At 74.3% G+C, this 15,828-nt stretch carries 8 protein-coding genes; 6 read left to right on the forward strand and 2 right to left on the reverse strand.

Features of this window, described 5'->3' with window-relative positions:
* Positions 1-81 precede the first annotated feature (81 nt).
* On the forward strand, positions 82-2,910 hold the full coding sequence (locus WMF39_RS04670; protein ID WP_437744343.1) for a protein kinase domain-containing protein: 2,829 nt from the start codon (positions 82-84) through the stop codon (positions 2,908-2,910).
* Positions 2,910-7,115, forward strand: a complete 4,206-nt coding sequence (locus WMF39_RS04675) for a DnaJ domain-containing protein (protein WP_437744344.1) — start codon at positions 2,910-2,912, stop codon at positions 7,113-7,115. The genes WMF39_RS04670 and WMF39_RS04675 overlap by 1 nt, the downstream gene beginning before the upstream one ends.
* Before the next feature lie 20 nt (positions 7,116-7,135).
* On the opposite strand, the gene WMF39_RS04680 is transcribed toward WMF39_RS04675, so the two are convergent.
* Complete coding sequence (locus tag WMF39_RS04680) at positions 7,136-9,019, reverse strand: S41 family peptidase (RefSeq protein WP_437744345.1); 1,884 nt, start codon at positions 9,017-9,019, stop codon at positions 7,136-7,138.
* A gap of 383 nt (positions 9,020-9,402) precedes the next feature.
* On the opposite strand from WMF39_RS04680, the gene WMF39_RS04685 reads away from it, so the two are divergent.
* Positions 9,403-10,230 carry a sigma-70 family RNA polymerase sigma factor gene (locus WMF39_RS04685; protein WP_437744346.1) on the forward strand — a complete coding sequence of 276 codons (828 nt, stop codon included), beginning with the start codon at positions 9,403-9,405 and terminating at the stop codon, positions 10,228-10,230.
* Positions 10,231-10,320: 90 nt separating this feature from the next.
* On the opposite strand, the gene WMF39_RS04690 is transcribed toward WMF39_RS04685, so the two are convergent.
* Positions 10,321-11,154: an MBL fold metallo-hydrolase gene (locus WMF39_RS04690; RefSeq protein WP_020733205.1), complete on the reverse strand. Its 834-nt coding sequence runs from the start codon at positions 11,152-11,154 to the stop codon at positions 10,321-10,323.
* 398 nt (positions 11,155-11,552) lie between these two features.
* Here WMF39_RS04690 and WMF39_RS04695 point away from each other — a divergent pair, with 398 nt between their 5' ends.
* The 3 genes from WMF39_RS04695 to WMF39_RS04705 all read left to right on the forward strand — a co-directional run bounded on the left by WMF39_RS04695 (position 11,553) and on the right by WMF39_RS04705 (position 15,826).
* A complete protein-coding gene (locus tag WMF39_RS04695; RefSeq protein ID WP_437744347.1) occupies positions 11,553-12,098 on the forward strand; it encodes a YdcF family protein in 546 nt (181 codons plus the stop codon).
* 2 nt (positions 12,099-12,100) lie between these two features.
* On the forward strand, positions 12,101-14,452 hold the full coding sequence (locus WMF39_RS04700) for a peptidylprolyl isomerase (protein ID WP_437744348.1): 2,352 nt from the start codon (positions 12,101-12,103) through the stop codon (positions 14,450-14,452).
* A gap of 249 nt (positions 14,453-14,701) precedes the next feature.
* Positions 14,702-15,826 carry a glycosyltransferase family 2 protein gene (locus WMF39_RS04705; protein ID WP_437744349.1) on the forward strand — a complete coding sequence of 375 codons (1,125 nt, stop codon included), beginning with the start codon at positions 14,702-14,704 and terminating at the stop codon, positions 15,824-15,826.
* The last annotated feature ends 2 nt before the right edge of the window (positions 15,827-15,828 follow it).

Raw genomic sequence — 15,828 nt, forward strand, 5'->3', positions numbered from 1 at the left:
AGGCCGGCCGCCCTCCCGCGTGAAATCCGGAACCTGGCGCGGGCGGGGAGGTGATACGATTTCCCGCCTTCCGGTGGCCGAATGACCTCACGTGGCGTCCTCCCCGAGTCCGTCATCCCTCCGCCCTCGGAAGTCACGGACACGCCGGACGAGAAGCAGCGGGCGCGCGCCCGCCTCGGGATGACCGTCAAGAACAAGTGGCGGATCGACTCGCTCCTCGGCGTGGGCGGCATGGCCTCCGTGTACGCCGCCACCCACCACCGGAACGGCTCGCGCGCCGCGCTGAAGATCCTGCACGCCGAGTTCGCGCGCGACGTCGGCATCCGCGAGCGGTTCCTGCGCGAGGGCTACGTCGCCAACAAGATCGATCACCCCGGCCGGGTCGCGATCCTCGACGACGACATCACCGAGCAGGACGAGCCGTTCCTCGTGATGGAGCTGCTCGACGGAGAGACCGTCCAGCAGCTCTGGAAGCGCAAGAGCCGGAAGCTCCCCGTCGCCGAGGCGCTCTGGATCGCGGGGGAGGTGCTCCTCACGCTCGAGAGCTTCCACGCGGAGGGCATCGTCCACCGCGACCTGAAGCCCGCGAACATCTTCATCACGAAGGACAACGTGGTGAAGCTGCTCGACTTCGGCGTGGCGAGGATGCGCGGCGCGCCCGGCGACAAGACCAAGGCGGGCACGGCGCTCGGGACCCCCTCGTTCATGGCGCCCGAGCAGGCGATGGGGCTGACCGAGGGGGTCGACGGGCGGGCGGATCTCTTCTCGATCGGCGCGACCCTGTACGCCGTGCTCAGCGGGCAGCGCCTCCACCAGGGGCGCTCGGACAACGAGGCGTTCATCCTCGCGGCGACGACGCCGGCGCCGTCGCTCGCGCGGATCGCGCCCGAGCTGCCCGCCTCGGTCATCGGCCTCGTCGACAAGGCGCTCGCCTGGGACAAGCGCAACCGCTTCGAGTCGGCCGCGCACATGCGGCAGGAGGTGCTGCGCGTCCTCGAGGAGGTCGGCGCGTCCGTGCCCCGCCGCTCCTCGCCGCAGAGCACGAGGCGCCCCCCGCCGGACGACTCACCCACGGCCGTCGGGATGCGGGCGGCGGAGGAGCCCGCGCCTCACGACGAGCCGGGCGAGGCGGAGCCGGACGACCCCGCTGTCACGCGGCTCACCGAGGTGTTCCGCCGCGTGGAGCGGCTGCTACCGGCGGTGCGTCACTACGGCTGGACCCATCCGGACGCGGACAACAAGCTCCGCGCGACCTTCCAGGCGATCGTGGAGGCGCTGCGCGCGGACGGGAGCCTCGTCCACTGGACGCTGACGCCGTACGCCTTCGAGCATCGCCGGCGGACGGTGTGGGAGCCGTCGCACCCGCTCGACCTCGTCCCGTACAACCTGTTCGCGGCCGGCGTGCGGCGCGTCCAGCTGCTCCCTGGCATCACGGAGGACGAGCTGCGCGCGCTCTGCGAGGTGCTGCTGCTCGATCCGCTGCGCGACCTCGCCCCCGAGGACGACGTCGCGGCCGCCCTGTGGGAGCGCCGCCTCGAGCACGTGCGCTACGACGTGGTGAGCGTCTTCGTCGAGGGGGACGCGGCCGATCGCGAGCAGTTCTGGCACGAGGCCGACGACCTCGAGGGCATGGCCCGGCGCGCCGCCGAGGAGAAGGCGAACCGCGCCGAGGCGGCGGCGATGGTCATCGACACCGACGCCGCCGCGCTGCGGGCCGCGCGCCGCGCCGCGAGCGCGCTCGCGCTCGACCCGGTCGCGCAGCGCGCGCTCGGCACGCAGCTGGTCATGAGCCCGGACCGCTGGAGCGAGCGCTTCGTCGAGGTCGTGGCCGACGCCTTCCTGAACGCCAGGCGGTACAAGGACGTCGAGCTCGTGACCGAGCCGATGGCCGCCTCGGCGCGCGATCTCATCCTCGCGCGCCGCTTCGAGGTGCTCTTCGGGATGCACGACGCCATCGAGAAGGCCCTCGACGCGCTCGCGCCCAGGCAGCAGGGGGGCGCGCTCGCGACGGAGCTCGCCCGGGGGATGTTCCCGCCCGACACGATGCGGCTGCTCCTCCGCGAGGCGACGCGCGTCGTCATGACGGCCGCCCCCGGCGGCGCGGCGCAGCCCGCCCCCGTGGACCTCGATCTGGTCGCGCAGCGGCTCGCGCCCATCCTGCACAAGCTCGGCAGCGAAACCCTGCCCGTCGCGATGGAGGTCGTGGGGCACACCGGCCACGAGGCGCTGCGCCGCGCGCTGCTCGGCCACGTCGAGCGGACGCTGCCCGGGCACGAGGAGGGGGTCGTGGACGCGCTCATGACGCTGGATCTCGACGTGGCCCGCCCGATCCTCAAGATGTTCGCCGCGTCGCGGACGCCGGGCGCCCTGGGCGCGCTGAAGCGGCTCTCCGGGTGCGCGAACGCGGCGCTCCGCTGCGAGGCGATCGCGCACCTCGCGACGAGCCCCGAGCAGATCCGGGACGAGCTGCTCTCGCTCGCCGAGTCGGCGCCGCCCGACGTGCGCGTCGCGGCGCTCCGCACGCTGGCGCACCACCAGGTCCGCGCGGCCGGACCGCTGCTGGTCCGCCGCGTGCAGGACAGCTCGTTCCACCAGCTCACGCTCGACGAGCGGCGCGAGTTCCTCGGCGCGCTCTACACGCTCAACCCGGCGCGCGGCGAGTCGGTCGCCGTCGAGCTGCTCCAGCGGCACGGCCTCCTCGCGGACGACGCGGCGGAGCAGACCCGCTGCCTCTCGGCGGAGCTGCTCGGCCGCGAGGCGCGCTCGCAGGAGGCGCTCGACGCCGCGCTCGCCGCCACGAAGCGGCGGCCCTGGAACAGCCAGGCGCTGCGCGACGCCGCGGGCGCCGCCGCCGAGGCCATCGCCGCGCGCCTCGGCAAGCGGATCTCGACCGCCGGGGAGGTCCCGTGATGGCGCCCCAGGTCGACGTCATCAGCCAGAACGTGTCGGAGAACATCCGCCGCGAGCAGGCGCGCGATCTCGCCGCCAGCGTGGTGCAGGCCCTCTTCCGGCTGGTGAAGCTCTCGACGCTGCACGCGATCGACAACCAGGCCATGGTGCGGCAGGTCGAGGAGACGGTCTCGCTGGTCCAGGACTTCGGCCAGCGCTCCGGTCACAACGTCTCGATCCTGTTCACCCGCGGCTCGGTGTTCGTCTCCGGACAGCTCCTCAAGGCGAACCGCGCCGTCTACGAGGGCGCGCTCGAGCTCGGCGACGTCCTGAGCCGCTGCGGCTACTCCGAGATCGGCGTCGCCAAGGACGTCCGCGCGAGCGATCTCTACGCCCTCGCCTCCGCGCTCGCCGAGGCCCTCCGCAGCAGCAAGCCGGCGCTCGCCGACCGCCCGGCGCCGCGCATCCGCCTGCGCGCCGTGGACGAGGCCGTGCTCCGCCGCGAGGTGGCGATCGATCGCGAGGGCGACGAGACCTCCGCGATCGTGCGCACCTACGCGACGGCGATCGTGATCATCCGCCGGTTCTACGACGACCTGCGGCACGGCCGGTACACGCTGCGGCAGGGCGTCAAGCGCATCACGCAGCGTCTCGTCGACCTCTCCGCGAACGAGACGCCGGCCTTCCTGGGCGTCACCGCGCTGCGCAACCAGAACCACGACGACGCCGGGCGCGCCGTGAACACCGCGATCCTGAGCCTCGCGATGGCGCGGCAGATCACGAGCGACGTCGTCCTTCTCCAGCGGCTCTCGATGGCGGCGCTGCTCTTCGACATCGCGCGGCCGCGCCTCACGGGCGCCGCGACGAGCGGCTCGGGCGGGCTCGTCCCGCAGCTGAGCGAGCAGCAGGAGGCGGACGTCCCGGCGGGCACGGCGGTCGTGCTGACCGCGCTCGGCCTCGTCAACGAGCCGAGCGTGATGCGCACCGTCGTGGCCTACGAGGCGCACTGGGTGCGCCGCCAGCCGGCGCTCGGCCCGGTCTACCGCGGCCTCCGCCAGCCGACGCTCCAGGCGCGGATCCTCGCGACCGCCCGCGCCTTCAACGACCTCCTGACGCCGGCCCCGGGCGAGGCGCCGCTCTCCGCCGACGAGGCCATCGCCAAGCTCGAGCAGGAGGCGGCCGATCCGGCGGACCGCGCGGTGCTGCGGCTGCTCGTGGGCGCGCTCGGCATCTTTCCGACCGGCACGCTCGTGGAGCTCTCGACCGGGGAGGTCGCGCTCGTCGTGCAGACGCCGACGCACCCGGCCCGGTACTCGCAGCCGCGCGTCCGGCTGGTCCTCGACGCCGCCGGCGGTCCCATCCCGCGCGCGCTCGAGGTCGATCTCGCCGAGCGGCCTCGCCAGGGCGAGCCGCCTCGGCACATCCGCCGGATCGTCGCGACGAGCGACGACCCCGCCGCCGCGTCGATGCGCGCCCACGCGGCGATCCAGGAGGCGCCGCAGGTGTCGCTCCGCTCGCCGGTGCTCGCGGCGGAGTCGCCGCCGATCCGCAACGCGCCGGCGTCGCCGCTCGGAAACCTCCGCATGCCGCCGCAGCAGCAGATCACGCGGCCCTCGTCGCCCACGCTGCCCATGACCAACGCGCCGGCGAGCCGGAGGACGCAGCCGCGGGCCAGCGACGCCGCCCGCGGGCCCGCCTCGCCGCCCGAGGCCACGTTCGGGGGGCTGCCGGACGACGGCGCGGACGCCAGGATGCTCGCGGATCTGCCGCCTGCGCCGTCCGGCAGGCTGTCTCCGCCCTTGCGGTCAGGGCGCACGACGGCGCGCTGGCCAGATCCACCGCATCTGGAGCCCGCCGCGGTGGCGGACCCAACCTCGCCCGCCCCGGGCGCTCATGGAGAGGAGTCGTGGTCGGTGCAGACAGACAGCGATCCGGACGAGGTCCCCGAGGAGAGCGCGCGGCCGCCGTCGGTGCGAACCCGCGGCTGGGGAGATCCGCCGCAGCGGCGCGAGCGCAACCCCGTGTCTGATCTGCCTCCGTCGGCGATGGCCGGTCCGATCGCCGTGCTGTCGTTGCCGGGCGACCCGCCGACCGCGGAGGGCACGCTCGCGCGCACGCCGCTCGTCCACCTGTTCGTGTACATGCTCGACCGGCGCCTCACCGGCACGACGTGCTTCATCGACCCCGACGGCGTCCGCCACGGCATCTTCTTCAGCGAAGGCGTGCCGGCCAAGATCTGGACCGGGACGATCATCGCCCCGCTCGATCGGGTGATCCTCGATCTCGGCCTCCTGGACGAGGCGACGCTCCGGGAGACGCTCCGGGACATCACCAAGCGACGGGTGCTGCATGGCCGGCTGCTCGTCTCCCGGGGCCTGCTCGACAGGGAGACGGTGTTCGGCGTGCTGCGCGAGCAGCTCGTGCGCAAGCTGGTCGCGCTCTACGATCTCCCGCCCGGGACGCGTTACGCCTACTACGACGCCCAGAACCTGCTGTCGTCCTACGGCGGTCCGGAGCTCATCGGGTGCGAGCCCCTCGCGGTGATCATGGCGGGCGTCCGGCTCCACGCCGACGATCCGCTGATCGACACGACCCTGGACCGGATCCAGAACCGGCAGCTCGGGCTCCACGTCGAGGCCGAGATGAAGCGCTTCCAGCTCCATCGCGACGAGGCGGCCATCGTGGATCTCCTGCGGATGCGGCGCATGACGCTGGCCGAGCTGCTCGCCGCCGGCGTCGCGCAGGAGCGCGTCGTGCGGCTGATGATCTATGCGCTCGCGATCACGCGGCACCTCGATCTCGGCGCGCCGGGCCGGCGCCCTGTCGGGGTCGGCGGTCCCGCCGGGCCCGGCCGGGAGCGGGCCGCTGGCGCGCCCCCGGCCGAGGCGGGGCCAGCGCCCCAGCGCGAGCCCTCCGGCGCGGCGGCGCGCTCGCCGCGCCCCACCGCGGGCTCGACGATGCCCGGTCCACGCCCGGCGCGCGGCGAGGCCGAAGGCCGCGCACCGCAGCGGCAGCCCGACGACGTCGCCGCGCCGTCCAGCAGGCGCGCCGGGGTCCCGGTCGCCCCCCGTCGCTCCACGGCGCCACCCCCGGCCGCGGCGCCGGAGGCGGCGTCGTGGAGCGGCGCGCCCACCCCGAGCCCGGCGGCGCCCTTCGACGCGCGCGCGCCCGGCGGTGATCCGGGCGGCGGTTACCGCGGCGTGGATCCGAAGGCGCTGAGGCCGCCTCCTGCGCCGACCTTCGCCGGCGCCCGCGTTGCGCCGCCGCCCCAGCAGGCGCCCACCGTCAAGATGGCGGCGGTCGGCCCGGAGGGCAGCAGGGCTGCGCGAGGGGCGGGGCGCGCCGAGGCGCCGTCGCCTGTGCCGCCGGCGCGCGCCGCGGAGCCAGCGAAGCCGCAGGGACCGGCGGCGCTCGCGCCCGATCTCCCCCCGCTGCCGCGCGCCGCGCCGAACCCCGAGCTCGCCGCGCGCCGCGCGGAGATCGAGGCGCGCGCCGCGTCGATCGACGGTGAGAGCTTCTTCGAGATGCTCGGCGTCGCGGAGGACGCCCCTCCGGAGCGCGTGCAGAGCGCCTATTTCGCGCTCGCCAAGCGGTGGCACCCCGACCGGACGCCGGCGGAGCTCCAGGACGTCAAGCCGCTCGTCGCGCGCGTGTTCGCCCGCATCAGCGAGGCCTACCAGACGCTGAGCGATCCGAAGCGGCGCGCCGAGTACCAGAGCGCGCCGAAGGAGGCCCCGCCCCCCGCCGAGGACGAGCAGCGGATCGCCCGCGCCGTCGACGCCGCGCTCGAGTTCCAGAAGGCCGAGATACTGCTCAAGAAGAACGACCTCGCGGGCGCCGAGGCCCGCGCGCGGCGCGCGCTCAACGCCGACCCGGAGCAGCCCGAGTACATGACGTTGCTCGTCTGGATCCAGGCGCAGCGGCGCGGCGATCCGCCCGTGCTCGCGGAGGGGGCCACGAGCGCGCACTACGACGATCTGATCCAGACGCTGGATGCCGTCCTGGAGAAGGAGCCTCGCTACGAGCGGGCGCTCTTCTACCGCGGCATGCTCCTCAAGCGCTCGGGGAGGATCGACAAGGCGATCGGCGATTTCCGCCTGGCGGCAGAGCTCAACCCGAAGAACCTCGACGCCATCCGCGAGGTCCGCCTGCAGGAGATGCGGAGCCGCACGACGAGCGATACGGCGCCCGCGGGCGGTCTCCTCGGCAAGTTCTGGAAGCGCTGACGCGCGTCAGCGCACGCGCGTCAGCGCGCTGCCGCGGGCACCGCGCCGAGCGACCGCAGCGCGCGGCAGACCGTCTCGTCGCGGCAGGGCCCTATCCGCCCTGCGTGCGCCGGCCAGGGCACGTCGCGCACGCGGTGCAGATCGCGCACGTCGGGGCCTCGCCACGGGCCGAGCGCCCGGTCCACGCGCGCCTCTCGCTCGCTCGTCGCCGGCAGCGACAGCTGCACCTGCGGCACGATGCCCACCTTCTGCACCGGCGCGCCGTCGGGGAGCGCGTAGAGGAGCGTCGTGAGCCGCAGCACGCCGACGTGGGCGTCGTCGTCGAGGTATTCCTGAGCGCACCCCTTGCCGTACGTCCGATCGCCGATGATCACGCCGCGCCGGTAGCTGGCGATCGCGCCGGCGATCATCTCCGCCGCGCTCGCGGAGTCGCCGTCGACGAGCACCGCGAGCGGCCCGCTCCACCCGCGCTCCTCCGGGACGTCGGGCGAGCGCTCCACCTCGACGCCGCCGTCGCGGCGCCGCATCGGGAACAGCGGTACGCCCGGCAGGAACAGCCCTAGCGCGGCGATCGCGCCGTCGGTCGAGCCGCCGCCGTTCGCGCGCACGTCCAGCATCACGCCCCGCGTGTCGCCCTGCGCGCGCGCGCGGAGGAGCGCCGCCGCGACCCGATCCCCGAGGTCGTCGGGCACGTCGGGGATGGCGATCACCGCGACCTTGCCGTCCCCGTAGCGCACCAGATCGAGCGGCAGCTCCGAGGGCGCCGCCTCGGCCGGCTGCGGTCCGACCGGGTGCGGCGCCACGGTCAGCTCGAGGGGCGCCGCGACCCCGCGCCGCAGCAGCGCCACGCGAGCGGTCGTCCCGGGGTGCACGTCGGACAGCACGGCGAGCTGCTCGGCCTGCTCGACGCTCATGCCGGAGATCGGCAGATCCTGGATCCGGATCACCACGTCCCCGTCCTCGAGCGGCGCGAGCGCGCCGCGGTCGATGCGCACCCCGATCGCGGTGCGCGTCATCTCTTGCCAGAGCCGGGCCGGCGGGTGCGCCTCGAGGTCGAGATCGTAGATGGAGACCTCCTCCTCGAGCGGCGCCCAGGCGCCGTGCGCGTCCAGCTGGGGCACATAGGCGCGCACCGCGGCGGCGATCACCGTGCGCGCCCAGCCGTCCTCGCTCATCGAGGGCGCCGCCCGCTCGCGCACGGCGTCGGCGTACCGGGCGAGCGGCTCCCCGACATGCGCGCGCAGCCCGCCGACCTCCCGGCCGAGCTTGCGCGCGAGGTCCCGGGCGCTGCGCGTCACCTCGCCGTCCTCGAACGGCGCCGACGACACCAGCTCCCACGCCGCGGCGTGGGTCGCGGGCGGGCTGGCCAGGCCGCGCCGGTAGCCGTCATCGAAGAGCCTCTCGAGCTCGCGCGACCACCGGCCGAGCTCCTGCCCGACGCGCAGCGCCGCCGCGCACGGCCCGCTGCCCACGGGCGCCTGCAGCTCGTCCAGGAGCGCGGCGGCTTCCCGCTGCAGCGAGGCGCCCACGGGCGTGTCGGGGGCGACCGACCACAGCCCGTGCGGATCCAGCCAGTCGGAGGTCGCTTCGGCAAACTTTGCGGGATCGACGCGGAGCGGCGGAGCGGCCAGCGTGGTGCGGGCCTGGGCCACGATGGCGCGAGCCTGCTCGCAGCCGAGCGACGTCGGCGCCCCGGTCGGCACCGCGATGCCGCGGTCGAGGGCGTTCGGGTCACAGCCGACGCCGTCGATCTCCTCGTCGTCTGGCGCGACGGTGTGGAGCAAGGGCCGCGCGATCCCGCGCCGCGCCCTCGCGAGGGGGATCTCCGCCTCGCGCGAGAGCAAGGCGAGCGTCGCCAGGCTTGCGGCGATGCACGCGACGGAGCCCGCGACGCGCGTCCTCACTGCTCCCCGGATATCACGATGCGGCGCGCGGGGGCAGGGGCGACCGCGGCGGCGGCCGCGCGGCGAGCGAGCGCGCGCGCCGCTCGGGCGGCGCCGTCGCCCGCGGCCTGGGGCCTCGGCGCGCACATCGTCCGCCTCATTCGCCGCTCGTGCGCTGTGGATCTGGGCTCAGCGCTGCGCATTCGTGCTCCTCCGCTTTCCCGCAAAGCTTTCGCTTCCGTCGAGGGATCCGAACACGTTGCGCATTCCAGCGCAAAAAAAGGCGATTTCCTAGGGTTTATCCCGGCATCGCGCCTGCATCTGCGTCTGTGCCGCCCGCCGGCTCGTAGGGGCTCGCAAACCAACCCTCCTTGATCGGCGCGCGGTGGGAGAGCGGAGAGATCATGAGCGCCACCTGGGATCGTGCGGCATTCTCGGCTTATCGTACAGAGCTCGCGAACTACGCCACCCTGAGCCCGGACGCCGAGCGGGAGCTCGCGCTCCGCTGGCGAGCTGGTGACCAGGACGCTGGCCGGCGCCTCATCGAGGCGTGCCTGCCCTTCGTGATGACGATCGCTCTCGAGTACCGCCGCTGGGGGCTGCCGATGGAGGACATCGTGCAGGAGGGGAACATCGGCCTCCTGAAGGCCGCGGAGCGCTTCGATCCGGACCGCGGCTGCCGCCTGGCGACGTACGCGGCCTACTGGATCCGGGCGGAGATCCGCGAGCACGTGGCGCGGGGGTACCGGATCGTGCGCCTCGGGTCGTCGAAGAGCGAGCGGCGCGCGCTGCGCATCTACCGCAAGACGCACGAGAAGGACCCGGCGGTGCTCGCGGAGCTGAGCGGCCTGTCGGAGGAACGGGCGGCCGAGCTGCTGCCGCTGCTGATGGCGCGCGACGTCAGCCTGGAGCGCTCTCCGACCGAGGACGGCGTAGCTCCGGTGGAGCGGCTCGCGTCGAGCGCGCACACGCCGGAGGACGAGGCCTGCGACGCCGATGAGCGCGCGCAGCTCTCGCGCGCGCTGCTCCAGGTCGTGAACGAGCTGTCGCCCCGCGAGCGCTCCATCATGAACCAGCGCTGGCTGACGGACAGCCCCGTGACGCTCGAGCAGCTCGGCGCCGACTTCGGCGTCAGCAAGGAGCGCGTGCGGCAGATCGAGGAGCGCGCCAAGAAGCGGATGCGCGCGCGCATCGAGGAGATCACCCGAGAGCCGATGGCGAAGAGCGCTTAAGGCGCCTGTGGCAGCGAGACGCGGCGCTGGAGCGCGCCGCGTCTGGCCGCGCGCGGCTCCTTGCCGCCACGAGCCTGGCGAGGCGTCGCGCTAGATCTCGATGACCGTGCCTTCGCGCGCGGCGATGGTGTTCGGGAAGAGCTCGCGGGCGCGCATCTCCTTCTCGCGCACCATCGCGTCGGTCTGGTTGGGATCGTGGTGGTGCAGGACGAGCTGCTTGGCGCCCGCCGCCTTCGCGAGCTCGCAGCCCGCGACGAACGTGGCGTGACCCCAGCCCGTCTTCGGGCCGCCGCCGACCTCGCCCGCGTACTCTTCGGGCGTGTACATGGCGTCGAAGATCAGCACGTCGGCGCCCATCGCGAGCTTCTTCAGCTTCGGATCCACGATCGCGTAGTGCTCGGAGTCGGTGATGTACACGACCACCTTGCCCTCGTGCTCGACGCGGTACGCGTACACGCCGTTCGGGTGGTTGCCGCGCGCGTTGGTCACGCGCACATCGTCGTTCGGGCCGATCGTGACCACCTCGCCCTCGTAGAGGTCGCGGAAGGTCATCGCCGCGCCCATCTCCGTGAGGTGCACCGGGAAGCTCGGGTAGTCCATCTGCCCGGCCAGCGTCTCCTCGAGCGTCCGGGAGACGTTGAGGCCACCGTAGAGATGGATCTTGTTCCCGCGCACGAACGCGGGCGTGAAGAACGGGAAGCCCTGGATGTGATCCCAGTGCACATGACTGAAGAACATCCAGGCTTCGAAGGGCATCTCCTTGACCAGCTCCTGGCCGAGGAGACGGAGCCCCGTCCCTCCATCGAGGATGACCAGCGTTTCGCCGGCACGAATCTCATAGCAGCTCGTGTTGCCGCCTACTTCGACCGTGCCTGCACCGGGCGTGGGGATGCTTCCGCGAACCCCCCACATCTTGATCCGCATCCTGCCTCGCTCGCTGAACCCCGCCCGTTTCAAGGTAGAGCTATTAGATTCCGAGCGCGGGCAGCGTCAAGCCGCCTGGTGCACCGGGAGCAAGGAAGGTCGCAGACGTGGAGACCTGGCCGGGGGAGCAGGGCCAAGGCGCCAATGTAGTCAGGGGATAGGTTGCGGGCCCAGCGGCGGGCGCGGCCTGCCGCTGGGGGGCGGGAGCGCGCGGCGGCGGGGCGGAGGCGGGGCAGAGGCGCGGGCGGCGGGGCGGGGGTCGCAGATGGCGGCCACAGGTCGGCCTGCGGGCGGCGCAGGCATCGGAGCGGCACGGCCCGCGGGCGGCAGCGGGAGGGCAGGACGATCGCGCGCAGCGGGCACGCGAAGGTCGCGGCCGATGGGCTATGGTCGGTCGCATGCCGCTCCACGCGGACGCCATCGTCGTCCTCGGCTGCAGGGTGTTTCCCTCCGGGCGCCCGGCGGCCCCCGGCGCGCGCCGCGCGGCGCGCGCCGCGGAGGCCTACCGCGCCGGGGTCGCGCCGTGGGTGATCGCCAGCGGCGGGCGCCGCTGGGGCGCGCAGGTCGAGGCGCGCGTGCTCGCCGCAGAGCTGCGGCGCGCCGGCGTGCCGGCGCACGCGATCCTGCAGGATCTCTGGTCGCTGACGACGCACGAGAACGCGATCTTCAGCGCGGCCCTCCTGCGCCGCGTGGGCGCGCGGCGCGCGGCGATCGTCACCTGCTCCTGGCACATGGCCAGGGCTCTCCAGAACTTCCACGACGTCGGGATCGACGCTTGCGGGCTGCCGGCGTCGCGCGTGGGCGAGCCGGTGGTTGCGCGCGCATGGCAGCGCGGTCACGAGGTGATCTCGATGTGGCTCGACGCGCGCGCGATGCGCCGCAGGCGGATCCTCAGCGAGAGCGCCGCCTGGCTGCTCGACACCGCTCGTCAGGGTGAACCGTGATCATGCCGAGAAGGCGCTCCTCTCCGCTCCTCGTCCTCGCGCTGCTCCTCTCCCTCTCCGCCTGCACCGGGCAGCCGGCGCCGGGCCCTGCGCCCGACGCCGGGAGCTCCGCGGCGGCGCCGGCCGCCAGCGCCGGGGCGGCGGGGCGGCTCGATGCCCTCCTCGCGGCCGAGCAGCGCCGCGCCGCCCTGGAGGTGAGCCCCGCGGACCAGCAGAGCCGCGACGTCGGCGTGCGGCGCGCCGCCGCGCGGGCCCTCGCGCGCATCGGCGGAGACGCGGCGTGGCCTGGGCTCGCGCGGGCGCTTGCCGACGAGGACGACGAGGTGGTCGCGTGGGCCGCCTACGGCATCGGGTTCTCGTGCAAGGAGCGCGAGGTCGAGGCGGTCTCGGCGCTCGTCGCGCGCGCCCTCGCCCGCGACGCCCGCCCGAGCCCCGCGGGCGCGGCGAGCGCCGCTGCGTCCGCGGCGGCGCCGAGCGGCGGCGCCGCTGCGGGTGCGCCGCCGCTCGACGCGGGCGGCGCGCTCGCCCGCGCCATCGGGCGGTGCGGCGCGGAGGCGTCGGAGCCGACGCTGGTCGCGTGGCTCGACGGCCCGCGCGAGCGCGCGATCCACGCGGCGTATGCGCTCGGCGATCTCGCCGCGATCAAGCTCAAGCTGCGCGAGGAGACGCTCGTCGCGCTGCTCAACCTCGCCTCGGGGAGCGCGGCGAGCCCGCCGGTCCCCGAGGCGCTCTACCCGATCGGGCGCCTCGAGCACGTCCCGCTCACGGTCATCCCCCGCATCCGCGATGTCGCGACCGCGCGGCTCGCGGAGGCCTCCGACGCGCGGCTCTTCGCGGTGCGCGCGCTCGGCCGGGCAGGGGAGGCGGCCGCCTCCGAGCTCGCGCGCGTGCTCTCCGCGAAGGGCGTGTTCACCGCGAGCGAGCGCGCCGAGGCCGCGCGCGCGCTCAAGCGGCTCGGCCCGCCCGGCCAGCGCGCCCTCGCCGACGCGGTCGCCGCGCTCGTCCCGAGCGCGGACCCGATCGCGCTCACGGGCCTCGTGAGCGAGGACTTCGGCGTGCTGCTCACCGCGCTCGACGCGCTCGGATCTGCGGGCGCCGCGCGCAAGGCGCTCCGCGATCTCGCCGCCCTGCCGCCGCCGCCGAGCGCGCCCGCGGCGATCCTCCGCCGCGTCGCGTGGCTCCGCTGCGGCGCGGCCCGGCTCCTCGCGGGCGGGGACTACCGCGATCCGCTGCTGCTCGGCTGTGACGTCACGGCGCCGGCGGAGCCGGGGAGCAAGCCGGACGCAGGCGCGCCGGTGCGCGGCTCGATCGGCGCCCGGGCGGTCGTCGAGGTGATCGGCCGCGACGCCATCACGGGCGCGCGGCTCGCCGCGTTCCGCGCGTACGCCGCGTCGGGCGATCTGCGCGCGCGGGAGGCCGCGATCGAGCTCATCGCCGCGCACGAGGAGATCGCCGGCGCGCCCGACCTGCTCGCGAAGGCGCTCGCCGCGGAGGAGCCGGGCCTCGTCGCCGCCGCGGCAGAGGTCATCGCGCGGCAGCCCCAGCGCGCGTCGGAGGCGCCGGGGAAGCGGAAGCGCAGGAAGCGGAGCGACGAGAAGGACGCCCCCGCAGCGGTCACGTCGCCGGCGATCGAGGCCGCGCTGCTCGCGATCCTCGACCGCCCAGGCGCGCGCGACGATCCGGAGCTGATCGGCGCGGTCGTCGACGCGGTGGGCGCGCTGGCGCTCAAGCCGGCGGAGGCTCGCCTGGAGCAGCTCTGCCGGTCGAGCCACCCCACGACGCGGGCGCGCGCCGGGACGGCGCTCGGCGTGCTCAGGGGCCGCAAGATCGCGTGCGACGCCGGTCTGCCGGGGGACGCGGGCGCGGCGGGGCGGCCGGCCGTCGCGCCGCCGGTCGGCGAGGTGCCGGCCGAGGCCTCCGCGCTCGTGCGCGCGCCGGCGGTGCTGATCTTCGACACGGACGCCGGCGAGCTCACGATGTCGCTCGACCCTGCGCTCGCGCCCGTCGCGGTGACCCGCTTCGTCGATCTCGCGCGCTCCGGCTATTACGACGGCAAGCTTGTCCATCGCGTGGTGCCCGGCTTCGTCACCCAGTTCGGCGCGCCGTTCGGCGACGGCGCCGGAGGTCCGCCCGGCAGGCCGGCGCTGCGTTGCGAGACGTCGCCGGTCGCGTTCGAGCCGCTGCGGGTCGGCGTCGCGCTCGCCGGCCGCGACACCGGATCGAGCCAGCTCTTCGTGATGCACGCGCGCGCGCCGCACCTCGACGGCCAGTACGCGGCCGTCGGCGTCGCCGCCGGGCCGTGGGCTGCGCTCGCGGATGGGGACATCATCCGGAGCGTGAAGGTGCAGGACTGATCGCGGGCGGCGCGCGGCGTGCGCGTCCCGTGACGACCTGAGGCGCGCGGCGCGTGACGCGCGTGCGCGCGCGGCGCACGACGCGCCTCACGCGGCGCGCTTCACGGAGTGTGCGACATGCGCCACGCATCGTTCCTGTGCGGCGCGTGACGCGCGTGCGCGTGCGCATGCAACTTGAACGGCGGTGTCGCGGCGTGGCCCATCCATGTCGGTTGACAACCGCCCCCGAGCGGCGCTCTACAGTTTAGCGTGGTCATTGCCTCCTTTCTGGCCGTCGCGGTGCTCGTGTACACCTACTTCGGGTACCCGATCGTTATCGGCGTCCTGGCGCGCCTCCGGCCTGCGCAGCGGAAGGAGGATCCGGACTACGTCCCCACGGTGACGGCGTGCATTCCCGTCTTCAACGCGGCGTCGTATCTCTCGGCGAAGGTCGAGAGCCTCCTCGCGCTCGACTATCCGAAGGACAAGCTGGAGGTCCTGCTCTTCTCGGACGGCTCGACGGACGACACCGTGCTCGTGGCGCGACAGCTGGCCGAGCGCGATCCTCGGGTGAAGGTGATCGTCAGCGAGGCGCGTCGTGGCAAGCCGATCGGCGTGAACACGATGCTCGGGGTCGCGACGGGCGAGGTGCTGTTGATGACGGACATCCGCCAGCCGCTCGTGCCTGGGGCGCTGCGCGCGCTCGTGCGGCTCCTGGCCGATCCGAACGCAGGCTGTGTCTCTGGCAACCTGGTGCTGAAGGGATCGGCGGGGTCGGGGGCTTACTGGCGTTACGAGAACTGGATCCGCCTCCAGGAGGGGCGGTTCAGGAGCATGGTGGGCGTGACCGGTCCCATCTATGCGATCCGCCGCGCCGACATGAGCCATCTCCCGGAGGGCGTCATCCTCGACGACATGTGGGTGCCGATGCGGCTCCGCCTCGAGGGGCGTTCGATCCTGTTTGCTCCCGACGCGATCGCGTACGACGACGCCTTCGGCGACGAGCGCGAGTTCGGCCGCAAGGTGCGCACGCTGGCCGGCAATTATCAGCTCTTTTCGCTGCTCCCGGCGCTCCTCGTCCCGTTCAGGAACCCGTCCTGGTTCGAGATCTTCTCGCACAAGCTGCTCCGCCTCGTGTGCCCCTGGGCGCTCGTCGCGCTGCTGATCACGTCGACGGTCGCGTGGATGGGCGCCGAGATGAGCGGCGACGCCTCGTGGACGCTCTACGCGGCGCGCGCGTTGTTCGGCGGGCAGGTGGCCTTCTACCTGCTCGCGGCGCTCGGGGGCGCTGCGGGCAAGCTCGGCGCGCTCGCGCGGACGTTCGTGGTCCTGAACGCGGCGGCGGTGGTCGGCCTCTGGCGATACCTCCGCGGCTCGCAGAAGGTCACCTGGTAGCG

The sequence above is a fragment of the Sorangium sp. So ce1504 genome (genome assembly GCF_051521635.1).
In the GTDB taxonomy this organism is placed as follows: Bacteria; Myxococcota_A; Polyangia; order Polyangiales; family Polyangiaceae; genus Sorangium; species Sorangium cellulosum_B.

What these genes read in the sequence shown, in the direction of transcription:
- WMF39_RS04670 (WP_437744343.1), top strand. Translation starts at nt 82, where the DNA reads ATGACCTCACGTGGCGTCCTCCCCGAGTCCGTCATCCCTCCGCCCTCG.
- WMF39_RS04675 (WP_437744344.1), top strand. Translation starts at nt 2,910, where the DNA reads ATGGCGCCCCAGGTCGACGTCATCAGCCAGAACGTGTCGGAGAACATC.
- WMF39_RS04685 (WP_437744346.1), top strand. Translation starts at nt 9,403, where the DNA reads ATGAGCGCCACCTGGGATCGTGCGGCATTCTCGGCTTATCGTACAGAG.
- WMF39_RS04690 (WP_020733205.1), bottom strand. Translation starts at nt 11,154, where the DNA reads ATGCGGATCAAGATGTGGGGGGTTCGCGGAAGCATCCCCACGCCCGGT.
- WMF39_RS04695 (WP_437744347.1), top strand. Translation starts at nt 11,553, where the DNA reads ATGCCGCTCCACGCGGACGCCATCGTCGTCCTCGGCTGCAGGGTGTTT.
- WMF39_RS04700 (WP_437744348.1), top strand. Translation starts at nt 12,101, where the DNA reads ATGCCGAGAAGGCGCTCCTCTCCGCTCCTCGTCCTCGCGCTGCTCCTC.